This window comes from Geobacillus thermocatenulatus (assembly GCF_002217655.1).
Taxonomy (GTDB): Bacteria; Bacillota; Bacilli; order Bacillales; family Anoxybacillaceae; genus Geobacillus; species Geobacillus thermocatenulatus.
Window position 1 is genome coordinate 1,119,037 of sequence record NZ_NEWK01000001.1, and the last position, 19,207, is coordinate 1,138,243.

15 protein-coding genes, 1 pseudogene and 2 CRISPR repeat arrays are annotated in these 19,207 nt (G+C 51.9%); of the genes and pseudogenes, 12 read left to right on the forward strand and 4 right to left on the reverse strand.

Features of this window, described 5'->3' with window-relative positions:
* The first annotated feature begins 16 nt into the window (after nt 1-16).
* From cas4 to B9L19_RS19515, 4 genes are all read left to right on the forward strand, one after another.
* The gene (gene cas4 / locus B9L19_RS05655) at nt 17-631 is read left to right on the forward strand and encodes a CRISPR-associated protein Cas4 (RefSeq protein ID WP_025949259.1); all 615 of its coding nucleotides are present in this window, start codon (nt 17-19) and stop codon (nt 629-631) included.
* Nucleotides 624-1,655, forward strand: coding sequence for a type I-C CRISPR-associated endonuclease Cas1c (gene cas1c, locus B9L19_RS05660; RefSeq protein WP_025949258.1), 1,032 nt, complete (start codon nt 624-626; stop codon nt 1,653-1,655). The genes cas4 and cas1c overlap by 8 nt, the downstream gene beginning before the upstream one ends.
* A gap of 6 nt (nt 1,656-1,661) precedes the next feature.
* On the forward strand, nt 1,662-1,952 hold the full coding sequence (cas2, locus tag B9L19_RS05665; protein ID WP_025949257.1) for a CRISPR-associated endonuclease Cas2: 291 nt from the start codon (nt 1,662-1,664) through the stop codon (nt 1,950-1,952).
* A 91-nt stretch (nt 1,953-2,043) separates the two neighbouring features.
* A complete protein-coding gene (locus B9L19_RS19515; RefSeq protein ID WP_256363767.1) occupies nt 2,044-2,172 on the forward strand; it encodes a hypothetical protein in 129 nt (42 codons plus the stop codon).
* A gap of 9 nt (nt 2,173-2,181) precedes the next feature.
* Nucleotides 2,182-6,887: direct repeats of the CRISPR family, unit length 37 nt; unit sequence GTTGCACCCGGCTATTAAGCCGGGTGAGGATTGAAAC.
* A 157-nt stretch (nt 6,888-7,044) separates the two neighbouring features.
* Here B9L19_RS19515 and B9L19_RS18585 read toward each other — a convergent pair.
* Nucleotides 7,045-7,200, reverse strand: a pseudogene (locus B9L19_RS18585) (IS701 family transposase); the annotation flags it as partial.
* Between the two features lie 131 nt (nt 7,201-7,331).
* Nucleotides 7,332-7,870: a CRISPR direct-repeat array (repeat unit 37 nt; unit sequence GTTGCACCCGGCTATTAAGCCGGGTGAGGATTGAAAC).
* A 50-nt stretch (nt 7,871-7,920) separates the two neighbouring features.
* A complete protein-coding gene (gene comER, locus B9L19_RS05675) occupies nt 7,921-8,739 on the reverse strand; it encodes a late competence protein ComER (RefSeq protein ID WP_025948886.1) in 819 nt (272 codons plus the stop codon).
* Nucleotides 8,740-8,840: 101 nt separating this feature from the next.
* Here comER and B9L19_RS05680 point away from each other — a divergent pair, with 101 nt between their 5' ends.
* The 3 genes from B9L19_RS05680 to B9L19_RS05690 all read left to right on the forward strand — a co-directional run bounded on the left by B9L19_RS05680 (nt 8,841) and on the right by B9L19_RS05690 (nt 12,310).
* Nucleotides 8,841-9,464 carry a helix-hairpin-helix domain-containing protein gene (locus B9L19_RS05680; protein ID WP_047752766.1) on the forward strand — a complete coding sequence of 208 codons (624 nt, stop codon included), beginning with the start codon at nt 8,841-8,843 and terminating at the stop codon, nt 9,462-9,464.
* A gap of 129 nt (nt 9,465-9,593) precedes the next feature.
* On the forward strand, nt 9,594-10,064 hold the full coding sequence (locus B9L19_RS05685; protein WP_025948888.1) for a ComE operon protein 2: 471 nt from the start codon (nt 9,594-9,596) through the stop codon (nt 10,062-10,064).
* Nucleotides 10,061-12,310, forward strand: coding sequence for a DNA internalization-related competence protein ComEC/Rec2 (locus B9L19_RS05690; protein WP_025948889.1), 2,250 nt, complete (start codon nt 10,061-10,063; stop codon nt 12,308-12,310). The genes B9L19_RS05685 and B9L19_RS05690 overlap by 4 nt, the downstream gene beginning before the upstream one ends.
* Nucleotides 12,311-12,380: 70 nt before the next feature.
* Here B9L19_RS05690 and B9L19_RS05695 read toward each other — a convergent pair whose 3' ends face one another.
* Nucleotides 12,381-12,515, reverse strand: coding sequence for a YqzM family protein (locus B9L19_RS05695; protein WP_011231993.1), 135 nt, complete (start codon nt 12,513-12,515; stop codon nt 12,381-12,383).
* A 284-nt stretch (nt 12,516-12,799) separates the two neighbouring features.
* Between B9L19_RS05695 and holA the strand changes: the two genes are divergently transcribed.
* Nucleotides 12,800-13,846 (forward strand): DNA polymerase III subunit delta, encoded by a 1,047-nt coding sequence (gene holA, locus B9L19_RS05700; protein ID WP_025948890.1) that lies wholly within the window; start codon nt 12,800-12,802, stop codon nt 13,844-13,846.
* A gap of 71 nt (nt 13,847-13,917) precedes the next feature.
* Here the strand turns inward: holA and rpsT are convergent, their stop codons facing one another.
* Entirely contained in the window at nt 13,918-14,187 is a 270-nt protein-coding gene (gene rpsT / locus B9L19_RS05705) for a 30S ribosomal protein S20 (protein ID WP_011231991.1), read from the reverse strand.
* A 182-nt stretch (nt 14,188-14,369) separates the two neighbouring features.
* Here rpsT and gpr point away from each other — a divergent pair, with 182 nt between their 5' ends.
* The 4 genes from gpr (at nt 14,370) to lepA (ending at nt 19,200) form a co-directional block, all read left to right on the forward strand.
* On the forward strand, nt 14,370-15,488 hold the full coding sequence (gpr, locus tag B9L19_RS05710; protein WP_025948891.1) for a GPR endopeptidase: 1,119 nt from the start codon (nt 14,370-14,372) through the stop codon (nt 15,486-15,488).
* Between the two features lie 74 nt (nt 15,489-15,562).
* Nucleotides 15,563-16,762 (forward strand): stage II sporulation protein P, encoded by a 1,200-nt coding sequence (gene spoIIP / locus B9L19_RS05715; RefSeq protein WP_025948892.1) that lies wholly within the window; start codon nt 15,563-15,565, stop codon nt 16,760-16,762.
* A gap of 12 nt (nt 16,763-16,774) precedes the next feature.
* On the forward strand, nt 16,775-17,113 hold the full coding sequence (locus tag B9L19_RS05720) for a YqxA family protein (protein ID WP_011231988.1): 339 nt from the start codon (nt 16,775-16,777) through the stop codon (nt 17,111-17,113).
* Between the two features lie 257 nt (nt 17,114-17,370).
* Nucleotides 17,371-19,200, forward strand: a complete 1,830-nt coding sequence (gene lepA / locus B9L19_RS05730) for a translation elongation factor 4 (RefSeq protein WP_047752769.1) — start codon at nt 17,371-17,373, stop codon at nt 19,198-19,200.
* The last annotated feature ends 7 nt before the right edge of the window (nt 19,201-19,207 follow it).

Consider the following 19,207-nt stretch of genomic DNA (forward strand, 5'->3'; position numbering starts at 1 on the left):
CGAAAGGGTTGGTTTTATGCAGTGGAGTGAAGATGAGTGGATTATGCTGTCAGCTTTGCAACATTATGTGTACTGTCCGCGTCAATGTGCATTGATTCATCTCGAACAGACTTTTGAGGAGAATGTTTTTACACTGAGAGGGAATCGGGTGCATGAACGGGTAGACACACCGGAAGGAGAACAGTTGGGAGACAGAAGAGTAGAGCGTGCCTTGCCAATCTGGTCGGAACGTTTGGGGATTATAGGAAAAGCAGATTGTGTAGAATTTCTTCCTGACGGAACGCCATATCCAGTGGAATACAAAGCCGGAAAACGAAAAACGAAAGAGGCGGATATGGTGCAGTTGGCGGCTCAAGCTCTCTGCCTAGAAGAAATGTTCGATCGACCGGTGGCAAAGGGGGCCTTATACTATTATCAGTCAAGAAGACGGTTGGAAGTGGACGTGACCAAACCTTTGCGGCGACTTGTGGAAGAAACAATACAAAATGTAAGAGAAATGTTGGGAAACGACCGATTGCCGCCGCCCGTCAATGATGCGCGATGCCGTGATTGCTCGTTGCAGGACGTTTGCATGCCACAGGTTCCTGCGAACGTAGCCGCTTGGATAAGCGAGGAGAACGATCATGATTAAAGTATTGTTGAATACGTTATACGTTCAAACGCCACAGTCATATATACGGCTTGATCATGAAACGATTGTCGTTGAGGTGGAAGGGGCAAAGACATTGCAAGTCCCTATCCACCATATTGGAGCTATTGTCATGTTTGGACATGTTTCGATCAGCCCGTATTTGCTTGGCAAATGTGTCAACCAAGGCATTTCTGTCATTTGGTATGATGCATATGGCCGTTTTTTGGCCCGAGCCACTGGAAGAACAAATGGAAATGTATTGCTTCGGAGAGCACAACATCAACTATTGGAAGATGAGAAAAGAATGTTCCATATTGCTTCACGTTTTGTATCCGGTAAAATTCGCAACAGCAAAAGCGTGCTGCAACGGGCGATGCGTGATTATCCAGAGCAGCGAGCGAGGTTGGAGCAATCTGTAAAGCAACTAGACCAAAGTTTACGCAATATTGGAAAGCAATCGACATTGGATGAACTGCGGGGAGTCGAGGGGTACGCCTCATCCGTCTACTTTGAAGCATTCGCATCGCTCATACGGTCAGATGAGGATGGATTTTTTTCCTTTACCGTACGGTCTCGGAGGCCTCCCCGCGATCCGGTCAATGCTTGTTTATCATTTGCTTACAGCATTTTAACACAAGACTGCATCTCGGCATTGGAGGGGGTGGGGCTTGATCCACAAATTGGTTATTTGCATGCATTGCGGCCTGGGAAGCCATCATTAGGTTTGGATCTTGTTGAAGAATTCCGGCCTTACTTGGCTGATCGGTTTGTTCTAACATTAATCAACCGGAGGCAACTGGATAAAAGCGATTTTGACATGCGCCCAGGCGGAGCTGTATTTTTGAATGAAAAGGGGAGAAAGACCTTTTTGGCTGCTTACCAAAAACGGAAACAAGAAGAAATTCAGCATCCCATTATCAATCAAAAAGTTCCGCTAGGGTTGTTGCCTCACGTACATGCCCGATTATTAGCTCGGCATTTACGGGGAGATATTGCCGAGTACACTCCATTTATCATGAGGTGATCATGATTGGATATTTTAGTGACATACGATGTAGAAACATTAGAACCAAGCGGTCAAAAACGGTTGCGAAAAGTGGCGACCATTTGCCAAAATTTTGGCCAGCGGGTGCAAAAATCAGTGTTCGAATGCAGCGTCAGTCAAGCGCAACTAGAAGAAATGGAGCATCAATTGTTGCGCGTCATTGACTTGGAAAAAGATAGTTTGCGGATATATACATTGTACGGCAGCCGGTCAAAGGCGGTTCGTGTCTATGGAAAAGATTATTACGTTGATTATAATGATCCCATCATTTTGTAATGACAAAGATGACAAAATGCCGATGATATGTGCGGCAAGAAGAGAATGATGCGCGAACATAAAGCGATGCTGAAAAATAGGGGGGATCGCGATGGGCGGAAAAGCTGGTTATAAAGCCGAAGATGGGAAATGGATCAGTGATCATTGCAACTTTGATCCAAACGGAATGTGTAAGTTCGCGTTTTTATATCTTGAAATGCGCTCAACACAAGATATCTAAACGCGGGCGGTTGCACCCGGCTATTAAGCCGGGTGAGGATTGAAACTATATCACACAGCTTCTTAGTATCATCGACAACACGTGTTGCACCCGGCTATTAAGCCGGGTGAGGATTGAAACCAAAAGACCAAAACGGGACACCGGATACAGGTGAGTTGCACCCGGCTATTAAGCCGGGTGAGGATTGAAACAAAAAGAGATCGAGCGCACAAAAAAGGGCCGCAAGTTGCACCCGGCTATTAAGCCGGGTGAGGATTGAAACTTTGAGCGTTTTGCCTTTATGCTTCCCGAACGTCAAGTTGCACCCGGCTATTAAGCCGGGTGAGGATTGAAACTAGTAACACCCCGGCACTACATACAGAGGACAAGTTGCACCCGGCTATTAAGCCGGGTGAGGATTGAAACATAGGAACCTCGCGAAAAATCAGCAACCGTTCGCGTTGCACCCGGCTATTAAGCCGGGTGAGGATTGAAACTTCTTTCAATGCGTGTTGCGAAATGGTGGGCGACGGTTGCACCCGGCTATTAAGCCGGGTGAGGATTGAAACTCATGGTGGGGGAGCTCCCCCACACCCCCCGTCGCGTTGCACCCGGCTATTAAGCCGGGTGAGGATTGAAACTCGACAACTCTCCATGCACGCTCTAACGTCTTAAGTTGCACCCGGCTATTAAGCCGGGTGAGGATTGAAACTAAACTTCCTGCTGACTTTATGTCTGCCGCTGTAACGTTGCACCCGGCTATTAAGCCGGGTGAGGATTGAAACAGTTTCCGCAGTGGAATTTGGATCAACCCAATCGCGTTGCACCCGGCTATTAAGCCGGGTGAGGATTGAAACACAATTGCGCCGATGGATTTGCCTAAAAACCTGTCAACGTTGCACCCGGCTATTAAGCCGGGTGAGGATTGAAACAGATGCTACTAGGCGTGACAAGTGAGTACGAGGTCAGTTGCACCCGGCTATTAAGCCGGGTGAGGATTGAAACAGAGCGAATGAAATCTTGCATGTCCTCGATGTCCTGTTGCACCCGGCTATTAAGCCGGGTGAGGATTGAAACATATCATCGTAAGCGACAGGTGAAACGCCTTGAATGTTGCACCCGGCTATTAAGCCGGGTGAGGATTGAAACCGTGAGCACGGCCGGCATCTTCGTCTCGCGCAGTACAGCAGTTGCACCCGGCTATTAAGCCGGGTGAGGATTGAAACTCTTAAGTTTAATGTTTGCCCTGATGGACATGAGGTTGCACCCGGCTATTAAGCCGGGTGAGGATTGAAACCTTTCAACACCTCAACTGCCTGTGTCAGCCGATCGTTGCACCCGGCTATTAAGCCGGGTGAGGATTGAAACACGACGAGCATTGAAGCAGTCAATCGTAAATTACGTTGCACCCGGCTATTAAGCCGGGTGAGGATTGAAACACGACGAGCATTGAAGCAGTCAATCGTAAATTACGGTTGCACCCGGCTATTAAGCCGGGTGAGGATTGAAACACGACGAGCATTGAAGCAGTCAATCGTAAATTACGGTTGCACCCGGCTATTAAGCCGGGTGAGGATTGAAACATGGATAGAACGGAAATACCGTCGGACTACGTAGGTTGCACCCGGCTATTAAGCCGGGTGAGGATTGAAACACGACGATTAAGGTCGGAGCAACAAACATCGACGCGTTGCACCCGGCTATTAAGCCGGGTGAGGATTGAAACATCTTTTACCTTTTCCAACTGAATGTGCGTTCCTGTTGCACCCGGCTATTAAGCCGGGTGAGGATTGAAACAAAAGAAAATCCATCACTCATCAACCACCCTTCGCGTTGCACCCGGCTATTAAGCCGGGTGAGGATTGAAACTTCCAGGCTTTGCTTCATCTTGACCGCCAGTAATGCGTTGCACCCGGCTATTAAGCCGGGTGAGGATTGAAACCGAATTACGTCGCTGGGGGCTTCCGTGGCGCCAGTTGCACCCGGCTATTAAGCCGGGTGAGGATTGAAACATGAAATCAACTCCTTCAACTGCAAGCGCGAATTTCGTTGCACCCGGCTATTAAGCCGGGTGAGGATTGAAACTCATAAAAAACAACATTTAAGCGAGATTCCGGCGAAGTTGCACCCGGCTATTAAGCCGGGTGAGGATTGAAACAGTCAAAAAATTTTTTAGCGCCTTTGGCGCGGCGGTTGCACCCGGCTATTAAGCCGGGTGAGGATTGAAACTAGCATCCACCGTGTTTATATGCTCCACAATCCGCGTTGCACCCGGCTATTAAGCCGGGTGAGGATTGAAACGTGAATCGGGAAGCGTGGAGCAAGACGCGGATCTCGTTGCACCCGGCTATTAAGCCGGGTGAGGATTGAAACTTGTTGTTGCTCCCGTAAATCAGCGATAGTAGGAGGAAGTTGCACCCGGCTATTAAGCCGGGTGAGGATTGAAACAGATTAACGGAATGCAAGAACTGTTACGTCAGCTTGGTTGCACCCGGCTATTAAGCCGGGTGAGGATTGAAACTGATTTAGGTGTAGCGTAAATTTCATGCCCCAGCTGTTGCACCCGGCTATTAAGCCGGGTGAGGATTGAAACTCCAGAATGGCAACGAATGAGGGAGTACATCTAGTTGCACCCGGCTATTAAGCCGGGTGAGGATTGAAACAATCTGAGTAGATATGAGCATCAGTTAGTCGCTGGTTGCACCCGGCTATTAAGCCGGGTGAGGATTGAAACTACAAATTGGCGTTTATTTTGAGGATAGAGGTTTGTTGCACCCGGCTATTAAGCCGGGTGAGGATTGAAACAACCATTTTCGGTACAGAAGCCGCAAGCGGCATGCGTTGCACCCGGCTATTAAGCCGGGTGAGGATTGAAACACGGCTCATTTCGCTTGTATTTGCAAAAACAACAGCGTTGCACCCGGCTATTAAGCCGGGTGAGGATTGAAACATTCTTTGAAAGACTTTCGAGTAACAAAATCGCGTTGCACCCGGCTATTAAGCCGGGTGAGGATTGAAACAAAAATGCCAGCTGGCAAGCGAAAACCACGCATGTTGCACCCGGCTATTAAGCCGGGTGAGGATTGAAACTGTTCCTCTTGCGTCGGCTGGGATGCGTCTGCAGTTGCACCCGGCTATTAAGCCGGGTGAGGATTGAAACAAAAATGCCAGCTGGCAAGCGAAAACCACGCATGTTGCACCCGGCTATTAAGCCGGGTGAGGATTGAAACCGGGTCTGGGTTCACAATAAAGTGCAGCACCTCGTCGTTGCACCCGGCTATTAAGCCGGGTGAGGATTGAAACATTTCCCTCCTTGTTTTTCTTCGAGGCTTCAAGGTTGCACCCGGCTATTAAGCCGGGTGAGGATTGAAACGCGAACTCAATAGCGTTGATTTAACGGATTTCCAACGTTGCACCCGGCTATTAAGCCGGGTGAGGATTGAAACCGCAAAACACCATTTTCGACCCGATTGCCAAGCGAGTGGGTTGCACCCGGCTATTAAGCCGGGTGAGGATTGAAACGATTAAGAACTTTTTAAACTCGGGGCGAACCAGTAGTTGCACCCGGCTATTAAGCCGGGTGAGGATTGAAACGTACAATCGCCGAGCAAAACGAATTATACGCGCGTTGCACCCGGCTATTAAGCCGGGTGAGGATTGAAACCTGTCGCGGCCCCTAGTTCCTCAAGGGAGATGCGGTTGCACCCGGCTATTAAGCCGGGTGAGGATTGAAACATTTTTTGGAGGCCGTTTATTGTATTTTTGCGAAAGTTGCACCCGGCTATTAAGCCGGGTGAGGATTGAAACACACCTTCTTTCAGACTGTAATATAGGCGCATAACGTTGCACCCGGCTATTAAGCCGGGTGAGGATTGAAACAAAACATCCCAAACCGTTTTATCATATAAGTTGATGTTGCACCCGGCTATTAAGCCGGGTGAGGATTGAAACCTCCTAATCGCCCCACGCACTCGCTTGTACGTGGTTGCACCCGGCTATTAAGCCGGGTGAGGATTGAAACTTTGCATGCACCCACATATACTCATCGCCGCGCCGTTGCACCCGGCTATTAAGCCGGGTGAGGATTGAAACGAGCGCGTGTGCTGGCGATCCCGAGCAAAATATCGTTGCACCCGGCTATTAAGCCGGGTGAGGATTGAAACGACCTCAACGGAAATGTATGGGAATGGGTGGACGTTGCACCCGGCTATTAAGCCGGGTGAGGATTGAAACAGGTTCAGAGCAAACACACCAGCACTCGCGCCATGTTGCACCCGGCTATTAAGCCGGGTGAGGATTGAAACAGACGGCTTCCGGTGGCTGTAACACGTGCGGATCGCGTTGCACCCGGCTATTAAGCCGGGTGAGGATTGAAACTTGACAACCTATAAGTCACCATTCGGCAGACCAGTTGCACCCGGCTATTAAGCCGGGTGAGGATTGAAACACAAAAAAGAGCGCATGTTCATGAATTTCAGCTTGTGTTGCACCCGGCTATTAAGCCGGGTGAGGATTGAAACCAGATGACATTATCACTCAATATCAAAACACCGATGTTGCACCCGGCTATTAAGCCGGGTGAGGATTGAAACAACTTTTTGCTATCTTAACAACAGACGGGCAAACAAGTTGCACCCGGCTATTAAGCCGGGTGAGGATTGAAACGTTTCGCCCGGCTCGATCACGACGTCCTCGACCGTTGCACCCGGCTATTAAGCCGGGTGAGGATTGAAACCTATGCAGGATCCTAACTTTAATTTAAAAACTGTAGATGAGCATTTTTAATTACAATAATTTCCATGTTCTAAGAGACAAACAGGATACCCCTTAGGCCACATGGAGCTGTTTTTTGATCACATCAATGGGAATATCTTGCTTCGCGGCGTCATAACAGTGATGGACATCGGTCAACGTTCCCGAAAATCCCTTGGTGGTCAAGGCATCGACAATGTGAACGAGATGCTTCAAGACCGGTTTGGAAAGTTGCAGCGTCAACCCCAAAGTGAAGAAAAACTTGTAGATTCCTTGGTGATGTGCTAATCTATTCATGGGACATGAACCTCCTTGTGGGTAGTTGGTAGCACATCTATTCTAACCAAGGAGTCCGGTTCATGTCTCCTTTTTTGTTTGATTGTCAATTTATGTTAGCGAATTTGCTCATCTACAGTTAAAAATTTATTGTTGCACCCGGCTATTAAGCCGGGTGAGGATTGAAACAAGATGTGGAGGACGATCAAGTTGATCTGGTGCAGTTGCACCCGGCTATTAAGCCGGGTGAGGATTGAAACTCCGGCGTATTCGCAACTAACTCCGCAATTTTGCGTTGCACCCGGCTATTAAGCCGGGTGAGGATTGAAACTCATTCGCCTTCGACGTTTCAACCCGCATTTCCCGTTGCACCCGGCTATTAAGCCGGGTGAGGATTGAAACTGATATAAAAAACCTGATCGCAAAACGGGAAAAACGTTGCACCCGGCTATTAAGCCGGGTGAGGATTGAAACAAGTATGCGGCGCCGATCGCAAAAACTCTTGGTAGTTGCACCCGGCTATTAAGCCGGGTGAGGATTGAAACATAAGTATTGGAGAAATAGAGAAAATAGAATTAAAGAGTTGCACCCGGCTATTAAGCCGGGTGAGGATTGAAACTTAACTTGGATGTGAATTTTACACGTTTGGATTTGGTTGCACCCGGCTATTAAGCCGGGTGAGGATTGAAACAAATTTGGTCAGGCCAAGCAGGAATTTGCTCCTTGCTGTCGAATTTATGTTCATGAAAATTGTTGCTTCACCTTTTCTACATCTTCTTGAAACTTCTCATGTGTTTTCGCCAGCACTTCTTCAAAGACGCCGTTGAGCCGCTGCTCGAGGACGGCGATTCCTTCTCCGGTGATTCCGCCTTTGACGCACACTTTTTCCTGCAGTGTTGGCAATGTGTACACATTCCGCTTGAGCAGTTCCCCAAGACCGATGATCATATCGGTCGCCAGCATCGTCGCCTGTTCCTTCGTGATGGCGGTTTTGGCCGCTGCGGCGTCGATGAAGCGCTGCAGCAAATAGCTGAAAAACGCTGGACCGCAGCTTGAGATGTCGGAAGCGACGCGGGTGATGGCCTCATCGATATACACCGGCGAGGCGATGCGCCGGAGAAGATCATCGATCGTTTGCCGGCAGTCGGCCGAACTGCGTGCCCCGAAGGTGACGAGGATGCTGCCGGAGAGCGCCCGGTTTGCAATGCTCGGAATGGCGCGCACGACTTGGCAAGGGACGGCTGCTTCAAGCTGTTTTACGCTGATCGGGCTTGTGATCGACACAAGGCAATGCTCCCTTGTCCAGTGCGGGGCCAGCTGTTGCAATAATGGGTGGATGTCGAGCGGTTTGACGCATAAAAAAACGAGGCTGGATTGTTTGACGACTTCAGCCGCATCGGCAACCACTGCAATGTCGGGATGCGCGCGTTGTATCGCGAACGCTTTCGCAAGCGTACGGTTCGTGATGACGAGCTGATCCGCTTTCACGGCGCCGGAGTCGAGGAACGCTTCGATTAAGATGGTGCCCATATTCCCCGTGCCGATGACGCCGATGTTCATGTGTTGTCCCCCCTCCCGGTTTTATTCGCCGGAACTCTCTTTTTCGATATGTATGAGAAAAAGGCTCGGTTTATGACTTGAAATGGAAAGGATGGGATCGTATGTGGGAGCATGTGCAGGAGCTTGGCAAACGGTATGGAAAAGTAGGGATGTTCTTGTTGTTTGCCGCGGTGGTGGGGTTGTGGGTGTTTCGTCATCCAACGGATGAAAAGGAGCAAGTCGTCTTGCCGGCGGCGGCTGAAACGGATGCCGCCCGGACGGAAGAAAAAAAGGACGAGGCGTCCAAAACCGCTGTGGTGGATGTGAAAGGGGCGGTCGCGAAACCAGGGGTGTACGAGGTGGCGGCTTACGCCCGCATCCGCGATGTCATCGTCCTAGCTGGTGGATTGACGGATGAGGCCGATGAAACGAAAGTCAATTTGGCGGCAAAAGTGCACGATGAAATGATGATTTACGTGCCGGCAAAAGGCGAGGCCGCTCCTGCGTCGGAAACAACCGGTGCTGCGCCGAAAGATGAAGCGGGAAGCGGGCCGCAAGTGGCCATCAATACGGCGGCGGAAGAGGAGTTGATGCAGCTGCCCGGCATCGGACCGGCGAAGGCAAAAGCGATCATCGCCTATCGCGAAGAACACGGGCCGTTTCGGCGGGTAGAGGATTTGTTGAATGTAACCGGAATTGGCGAAAAAACGCTGGAGAAATTGAAGCCGTATTTGCTTGTGCCGTAAGCGAGGCGGGGGAGCACAATGATTCTCGTTTATGGGCGGATCAAGGCTGCTGCGGACGTTTTTCGGCGTTGACGGGGACGAGAAGCGGCGGGTAGACTAAAAGCATGGAAACGAGCGGAGGGATGGAAAATGGAACGAATCACGTGGGACCAATATTTTATGGCGCAAAGCCATTTGCTCGCGCTTCGCAGCACGTGCACAAGGCTCGCTGTCGGGGCGACGATTGTGCGCGATAAGCGCATCATCGCCGGCGGGTACAACGGCTCGATCGCCGGCGGCGCTCATTGCATGGATGAGGGATGCTACGTCATTGACGGTCATTGCGTTCGAACGATTCACGCCGAAATGAACGCGATTTTGCAGTGCGCCAAGTTCGGCGTTCCGACCGAGGGAGCGGAAATGTACGTCACTCATTTTCCGTGCTTGCATTGTTGCAAGGCGATCATTCAAAGCGGCATCCGCGCTGTCTATTACGCCCAAGACTACAAAAACCACCCGTACGCCTTGGAGCTGTTTGCCCAAGCTGGCGTCCGGCTCGTGCAAGTGCCGCTGAAAACGGATGTGTTCGCCTTGCTTTCCGGCGGCGGAGGGGAATCATGAAAGGACAAGTCGTCTATCCCGCCGCGGCGGCGCTTTTGGCCGTCGCAGCGGCCTCGCCGTCCCAAACCGCCTGTCTTCTCCTCGCTGTGTATCTCCTTCTTCTTTTCATCCGCCGACCGCACTGTTTCCTTCCTGCTCTCGTTGCCGCTCTCTTCTTTTTTGCCTATTTTCTCATCGTTGACCATCATAACAAAACTTCCCTTTCCGACGGCCGTCATGCGCTTTCCGTTCGTTTTTCCGCCGCGCCTGCAATTGACGGCGATCGATTGCAGGCGGCGGTGCAAGCTGGCAACGAGCGGGTGCAGCTTCGTTACATCATTCGGACGGCTGCGGAAAAAGAAGCGTTGCGTGCGCATCTTATGCCTGGGATCGTGTGCCGGCTAAAGGGAACGCTCGAGCGTCCCATGCCGGCTGGCAATCCGTATGCGTTTGATTACCGCCTTTATTTGCGCCGCCACCGTATTCATTGGCTCTTTCGCCCTGAGGCGATCGATCTTTCTGCTTGCGTGCGCGTCCGCCCCACCATCATCGAACGGCTTGAAGCCATTCGCGAGGCTGGCGTCCGCCATATTGAACTCTATTTTCCGCCCGCGTCCGCGGGCATTGCCGCCGCTCTTATTTACGGCGAGCGCCGCCAGTTGGATGATGAGGTGCTCGCCGGCTACCAAGAGCTTGGGCTCATCCATTTGTTGGCCATCTCCGGCGGCCATGTCACCTTGCTCGTCGGTGCAGTGTTTGCTGCAGCGATCCGTTTCGTGACGCGCGAGGCGGCTGTGATCGTTTTAATGGCCGCCCTGCCGGTTTACGCGGTGCTCGCCGGCGCCTCGCCATCGGTTTTGCGCGCTTGTGCGACGGGCATGATCGTGCTCGCGGTTCAGTGGAAAAAAGGAGCGATCCACCCGCTTGACGCGTTAAGTTGGACCGCTCTTGCGCTTTTGGCCTTCGATCCGTATATGGTGTGGGATGTCGGGTTTCAGCTGTCGTTTGTGGTGACGTTTGCTCTTCTCGCCCATGCATCGGTGCTCGCCTCTGCCCGTTCGATGCTCCAAAACTTGCTTCAGACCGCGCTCGCCGCTCAGCTTGCCGCCTTGCCGGTTTTGCTTTACCATTTTTATGAAGTTTCTATTTGGAGCATAGGGTTGAATGTCTTCTTCGTCCCTTGGTATTCATTTGTCATTTTGCCACTCGCGTTTCTATCTGCAGTTTTTCCCTTTTCCCCGCTCATTTGGCTGTTTAGCCGTCTCATTGAGCTGACAGACGCGGTTGTCTATTTTTTCTCGGCCGATCACCCGTTTATGCTTGTGCTCGGCCGTCCGGGGCCATGGTGCTTAGCTGGCTATCTGACGGCCATCACGGCGGCGTTTTTGGATTGGGAACGCGGCCGCCTGATCCGCGGGTTGACAGCGGTGGCGGCGGCGACGGCGCTTCAGCTGTCCGCCCCATACGTGGATCGGAAAGGGGAAGTGACGGTATTGGATGTTGGACAAGGGGACTGCATTTATATTGAGCTTCCGCATCGCAAAGCCGTCTATCTCATTGACACGGGCGGGACGCCGGAATGGGCGAAGGAGCCGTGGGGCAAGCGATCGCGCCCGTTTTCTGTCGGCCGCGATGTCGTCATGCCGTTTTTAAAAGCGCAAGGGGTGCGAACGATCGATAAGCTCATATTGACGCACGATGATGCCGACCATATCGGGTCCGCGCCTGAGGTGCTCGAAGAGGTCAAGGTGAAGGAAATTGTCACAAGCCCCGGGGCGCTGCCGCGCGTCCAAAAGATGGCGCGCCCGTTTTCCGTGCCGGTGAAAATCGCTGTGCGGGGAGAAGAATGGACGGAGGGAGGAGTGCGGTTTTTTGTGCTCCATCCAGAAAAAGACAACCATGAGGACAACAACGGCTCGCTTGTGCTGTTTGCTCGGCTTGGCGGCTTGGCATGGTTGTTTACCGGGGATATGGAGAAGGAAGCGGAACAGGCGCTCATCCACGCTTATCCGACGCTGCGTGTCGATGTATTGAAAGTCGCCCACCACGGCAGCAAAACGTCGACAACAGAGCCGTTTTTGCGGACGGTCAAGCCGCGAGCGGCCATCATTTCCGTCGGCCGCTACAATCGCTACGGACATCCGTCCCCCGAGGTGCTTATGCGGCTTGGGCAACAACGGGCGATCATTTGGCGGACGGATGAAAACGGGGCCATTCGCTATGTGTATGACGAAAACGGTGGAACCTTTCAGGTGATGAAACCATAAGATGTAGTGCACAAAAAAACGGAACGTTTCAGCCAAAACAAAAAATAAGGATTGCTTATGTAAGCAATCCTTATCGACCGAAAAATTCGATCAATGTGGCGATGATGAACATGGTAGCGAAAAAGCCGAACGACACGATGAATCCGACGGCGGAATCGACGGCGTCATTTCGTTGGCTTTGCACTTCCTTTTCAAATACGTTCATCGTTTTCCCCCTCCTCGTTCAATCATTTTTAGTATAGACGAAAACGCGCGAAAAATCTACCGCCGCTCGCTTCTTTTCCTTCCTTGACAACAGTTGACACAAATACTTTCAAACAGCTGGGAAAACATAAAAATAACCCGCTGGCCCATAAGGTCCTAGGACTTACAGGCTGGCGTTTATATAAAGGGGAACCGGTTTTTTCGGCAGCCGGTTCCCTTGTAAAATGACGAAAAACGGTGTATCTTTTCTAGCAGAGACTTTCGCTTGGAAATGGAGACGGGAACATGTTGGAACGCGTATGGGGAAACATTGAAAAACGGCGTTTTTCTCCTCTTTATTTATTATACGGCAATGAGCCGTTTTTATTAATGGAAACGTATGAGCGATTGGTGAACGCAGCGCTTGGCCCGGAGGAGCGGGAGTGGAACTTGGCTGTGTACGACTGCGAGGAAACGCCGGTCGAGGCGGCGCTTGCGGAAGCGGAGACGGCGCCGTTTTTTGGTGAGCGGCGCGTTATTTTGGTGAAGAATCCGTATTTTTTTACAGCGGAAAAAGACAAAGAGGTCGAACATGATTTAGCGAAGCTGGAGAACTATTTGCGGGCGCCGGCGCCGTTTTCGATCGTCGTCTTTTTCGCGCCGTACGAGAAGCTTGATGAGCGAAAAAAAATGACGAAGCTCGCCAAAGAGCAAAGCGAAGTCGTCATCGCCGCCCCGCTCGCCGAAGCGGAGCTGCGGGCTTGGGTGCGGCGCCGCATCGAGAGCCAAGGGGCGCAAGCAAGCGACGAGGCGATTGATGTCCTGTTGCGGCGGGCCGGGACGCAGCTTTCCGCCTTGGCGAATGAAATCGATAAATTGGCCCTGTTTGCCGGATCGGGCGGAACCATCGAGGCGGCGGCGGTTGAACGGCTTGTCGCCCGCACGCCGGAAGAAAACGTATTTGTGCTTGTCGAGCAAGTGGCGAAGCGTGATATCCCCGGAGCATTGCAGACGTTTTACGATTTGCTTGAACATAATGAGGAACCGATCAAAATTTTGGCGTTGCTTGCGGGTCATTTCCGCTTGCTTGCGCAAGTGAAATGGCTCGCCCAAACAGGTTATGGGCAGACGCAAATCGCTTCGGCCCTCAAAGTGCATCCGTTCCGCGTCAAGCTCGCCCTCGCCCAAGCCGCCCGCTTTTCCGATGCGGAGCTGACGGAAGCGATCGCCGAGCTGGCCGCCGCTGATTATGACGTAAAAAGCGGAGCCATGGACCGCCGGTTGGCCGTCGAGCTGCTGTTGATGCGCTGGGGCGCCCGCCCGGCGCAAGCGGGGCGCCACGGCCGGCGGTGAAGCGATCGCCCGGCCGTTTGCCGTGAACAAAAGAAAAACAAAAAAACGACCTGGCGCCAGGTCGTTTTTGATTAGGAAGCTTGGATGCTGTTCAGTTTTTTCGCTAAGCGCGATTTTTGCCGGCTGGCGGCGTTTTTATGGATAAGGCCTTTGCTTGCAGCTTTGTCTAATTTTTTCGACGCGATAATGAATGCTTCGCGCGCTTTTTCCACGTCTTTCAATTCAACAAGCGCTTCAAATTTCTTGATTGCCGTACGCATGGCCGATTTCATCGAGGCGTTGTGAGCCCGGCGCTTTTCGCTCGTTTTCGCGCGTTTGATCGCTGATTTGATGTTAGCCACGTTCGTTCACCTCCGTTACCATTCCTATTTCTGTTGTGAACAACAGGAAGAACAAGTGTTATTCTATCAAACGTGTTTTGATTATGCAAGAGTGTTCAAGCGAAAATCCTTTACGAAACATGAATGACCGGGCCTGATTGCGGCGACAATAAAAGAAAACGGCAGAAATGGGGAGGAACGATATGGAACAGCCGCTCGATTTACGCCAGTACTCGGTGCGCACGGATTTAGCGATCGAAGCGCATGAGATCGCACTCGAGGAGCGCTTGCAGCAAAAACAAGAAAGCGCCGCGCCGATTGAGGGGGTCATCATTCATGACGAGGAGATCAACGGTGTCAAGCTGTCGCATGTGCATGTCACGGAACAAGGAGCGGCCTCGATCGGCAAGAAGCCGGGCCACTACGTGACGATTGAAGCGCAAGGCATCCGCGAACAAAACACCGAGTTACAGCAAAACGTGCAGCGCATCTTCTCCGACCAGCTCAGCGCCTTTTTCAAGCGGCTCCGCATCCCCGATCAAGCGAGCTGCTTGATTGTCGGGCTCGGCAACCAAAACGTCACTCCGGACGCGCTCGGGCCGCTGACGGTGGAAAACGTGCTTGTCACCCGTCATTTGTTCCAGCTGCAGCCGGAAAGCGTCGAGGAAGGCTTCCGGCCGGTGAGCGCTCTTGCTCCGGGGGTGATGGGGACGACCGGGATTGAAACGAGCGACATTATCGACGGCGTCGTCCGGAAAACAAATCCGGATTTTGTCATTGTGATTGACGCCTTGGCAGCTCGCTCGATCGAACGGGTCAACGCGACGATTCAAATTTCGGACACCGGCATCCATCCTGGCTCCGGGGTCGGCAACAAGCGGAAAGAGTTAAGCCATGAAACGCTTGGCATTCCGGTCATTTCGATCGGCGTTCCGACGGTTGTCGATGCGGTCTCCATCACGAGCGACACGATCGATTTCATTTTGAAGCATTTCGGCCGCGAAATGCGCGAAGGGAAACGGCCGTCAAGCGCGCTCGCTCCGGCGGGCTGGACGTTTGGGCGCAAACGAAAATTGACGGAACAAGACATGCCGTCGCCGCAAGAACGGTCGACGTTTCTTGGCATGGTCGGCACGCTTGGCGATGAAGAAAAGCGGCGCCTCATCTATGAAGTGCTCGCCCCGCTCGGGCATAATTTGATGGTGACCCCAAAAGAGATCGATTCGTTTATCGGCGATATGGCCAACTTATTAGCCGGCGGCTTGAATGCGGCACTGCATCGGCAAGTCGACCAAGGCAATGTCGGCTCCTACACTCATTAGACAAAAAACAGTTCTATCTTTTCCCGCTTGGCCATACGTTAAACTAAGGAGACAAGCCGGGAAAGGGTGGGAATATGAAACGATGGCGCTCCTCAAACGTCATGATCGCGATTCCAGGAGCCAGCATAAAGAAACTGTTGATGCTCATCATCCTTGGCTGCATGATGATGTTTATGCTTGTCGGAGCGCTCACATCGCTGCGGCCGGAATACCGTCCGTCGTCATCATCGCTGAACGATATGGCGGCCCATTTTCCGGAAGAGACGTTCATTCGTCTGTTCGCCTTGGAAAATCGATATTTTGCGCAGCTGCTTCCGAAAGATCGGCGGCAAACGAATTACTCATCGCTATTGTTCCGCCTGGCGACGAGCATCAATCCCGATGACCCGCGCAGCCTGCTTGGCAGCGAGCTGCCGGGCTTTGCCCTTTATGACAGCAAAATTCTCATCGCTGGTGAAGGAACGGATTATACGAACATGCCATACGAATCAGCGCCGCCGCTTGAGGCGATGCTTGCGGAACGGCAAGCCTCGGTCGATGAGCTCGAACAAGCAAACAAGAACGAAGATGAAAAACCGGTTCCCCCGCCATCGCAGACGACCGGAGGGAAAAAAGTAGTCTACATTTACAATACCCATACGCATGAATCGTTTTTGCCGGCGCTCAAAGGGGTCACCGACCCGGATTTGGCGTTTCACCCGACGGTCAACATCACAAAAGTGGGGGAAAAGTTAGCGGAAGAACTGGAAAAGCGCGGCATCGGGGCTCAAGTGAGCAAAATCGACATTGTCAGCGAATTGTTAAAGAAAGGAATGAAATACTCCCAATCGTATGATATGTCTCGCCAAATAGTGGTCGCAGCGATGAAGCAAAATCGTGACTTGCACTACTTCATCGATATCCATCGCGATTCGCGGCGGCGGAACTATACGACGGCTACGATCCACGGCGTTGATTATGCGCGTGTCGCCTTCATTATTGGCGGAGAAAACGCGACATACGAGAAAAACTTGCAGCTGGCTACCGCGTTGCATCAGTTGTTGCAAAAGAAATATCCAGGGTTGAGCCGCGGAGTGATCGAGAAAAAAGGAGCCGGGACGAACGGCAAGTTTAATCAAGATTTATCGGAAAACGCGATTTTAATTGAAGTCGGCGGTGTTGACAATACGTTTACGGAGTTGTTTCGTTCCGTGTCGGCGCTCGCTGACGTATTCAGCGACTATTATTGGCAGGCGGAAAAAGTCGAAGCGCCGGCTCCGGCGGAGAAAAAGTAAAGGAGCGTCACTATGGCACGATGGTTCATCCGCTTTACTCTAGCGATCTTTCTTCTTTTTTTCGGCGTGTTGTTTGGCATGCAAGAGGCGCATCGCGGCATGGAACGGATGCGCGGTTATGCTGATCCATCGTTTCCATCCGTCATCGATATGAAAAAAAGGGAAAATGGTGAGGTGGAAGCGGCGGTGTTTGGCCGGCCGGTCGTTGCTGGAGATTTAGGAGAAAAGCAAGAAACGATTCGCGAGCTGAAAACGTTCAACTTGTTCTCTAGGCTCGGCCAGCTTTTTGCCGATGCCGTCACCGCGCTCATGGAAATGCTGTTTTCGCTCGTCGGCCGGGTGTTGGACTAGCCCGTTCATGTGCGGACGAAACAGGAACGTGCCGTCACCATGGCGGCTTTTTCTTTTTTACGCCGTCTGTCGGCTGGAGCACAAAGTGCTGCGCTTTCCATATTATCGATTGTTTTCTTGGCGCGGCTCTGGCCGTTTCGCGTCTTTCCGGAAAGCATAAACGGCGGCTTGGCTTTTCGTTCATCATTGAATCTTCTTCGCGCTGTTGCTATAATCAAAGCTAGTGTAGTTTTGCGAAGAAGCAGGAGTGAGAGACAATGAACCGGGAAGAACGGTTGAAACGACAGGAGCGGATCCGCAATTTTTCGATTATTGCCCACATTGACCACGGAAAATCGACGCTGGCGGACCGCATTTTGGAAAAAACGGGGGCGCTGTCGGAGCGTGAATTGCGCGAGCAGACGCTCGATACGATGGAACTGGAGCGCGAGCGTGGCATCACGATTAAATTGAATGCGGTCCAGTTGACATATAGAGCGAAAAATGGCGAAGAGTACATTTTCCATTTGATCGACACGCCGGGCCATGTCGACTTTACGTACGAAGTGTCGCGCAGTTTGGCTGCCTGCGAAGGGGCGATTTTGGTCGTCGATGCGGCGCAAGGCATTGAAGCGCAGACGCTCGCCAACGTGTATTTGGCGATCGATAATAATTTAGAAATTTTGCCGGTCATTAACAAAATTGATTTGCCAAGCGCTGAACCGGAGCGGGTGCGTCAAGAAATTGAGGATGTCATCGGTTTGGACGCCTCTGACGCGGTGCTTGCTTCGGCCAAAGTCGGCATCGGCATCGAAGAAATTTTGGAAAAAATCGTCGAAAAGATTCCGGCTCCCTCGGGCGATCCGGATGCGCCGCTGAAGGCGCTCGTTTTTGATTCCCTTTATGACCCGTACCGCGGCGTTGTCGCCTATGTTCGCGTCGTCGACGGAACGGTGAAGCCAGGACAGCGCATTAAAATGATGTCGACCGGCAAAGAGTTTGAAGTGACGGAAGTCGGCGTGTTCACGCCGAAGCAAAAAGTCGTCGACGAATTGACGGTCGGTGATGTCGGCTATTTGACCGCCTCGATTAAAAACGTGAAAGATACGCGCGTCGGCGATACGATCACCGATGCCGAACGGCCGGCAGCTGAACCGCTCCCGGGCTATCGGAAGCTCAATCCGATGGTGTTTTGCGGGATGTATCCGATCGATACGGCGCGTTACAACGATTTGCGCGAGGCGCTCGAGAAGCTGCAATTGAACGATGCGGCGCTCCACTTTGAGCCGGAAACGTCGCAGGCGCTTGGGTTCGGCTTCCGCTGTGGGTTTCTTGGCTTGCTTCATATGGAAATCATCCAAGAGCGGCTCGAGCGCGAATTTCATATCGATTTGATCACGACCGCGCCGAGCGTCGTTTACAAGGTGCATTTGACTGACGGAACGGAAGTTGACGTCGACAACCCGACGAACATGCCCGACCCGCAAAAAATCGACCGCATTGAAGAGCCGTATGTGAAAGCGACGATCATGGTGCCAAACGACTATGTCGGGCCGGTGATGGAGCTGTGTCAAGGAAAGCGCGGCACGTTTGTCGATATGCAATATTTGGATGAAAAGCGCGTCATGCTCATTTACGATATGCCGCTCTCTGAGATCGTCTACGACTTTTTCGACGCTTTAAAGTCGAACACAAAAGGGTACGCGTCATTCGACTACGAATGGATCGGCTACCGGCCGTCCAATCTCGTCAAAATGGATATTTTGCTAAACGGCGAAAAAATCGATGCCTTATCGTTTATCGTTCATCGCGACTCTGCGTACGAGCGCGGCAAAGCGATCGTGGAAAAGCTGAAAGATTTGATTCCACGCCAGCAATTTGAAGTGCCGGTGCAGGCGGCGATCGGCAACAAGGTCATCGCCCGTTCGACAATCAAAGCATTGCGCAAAAACGTGCTCGCCAAATGTTACGGCGGCGACGTGTCGCGGAAGCGGAAGCTGCTTGAGAAGCAAAAAGAAGGAAAGAAGCGGATGAAACAAATCGGGTCGGTCGAAGTGCCGCAAGAAGCGTTTATGGCCGTCTTGAAAATCGACGACCAGAAAAAATAACGAGCAA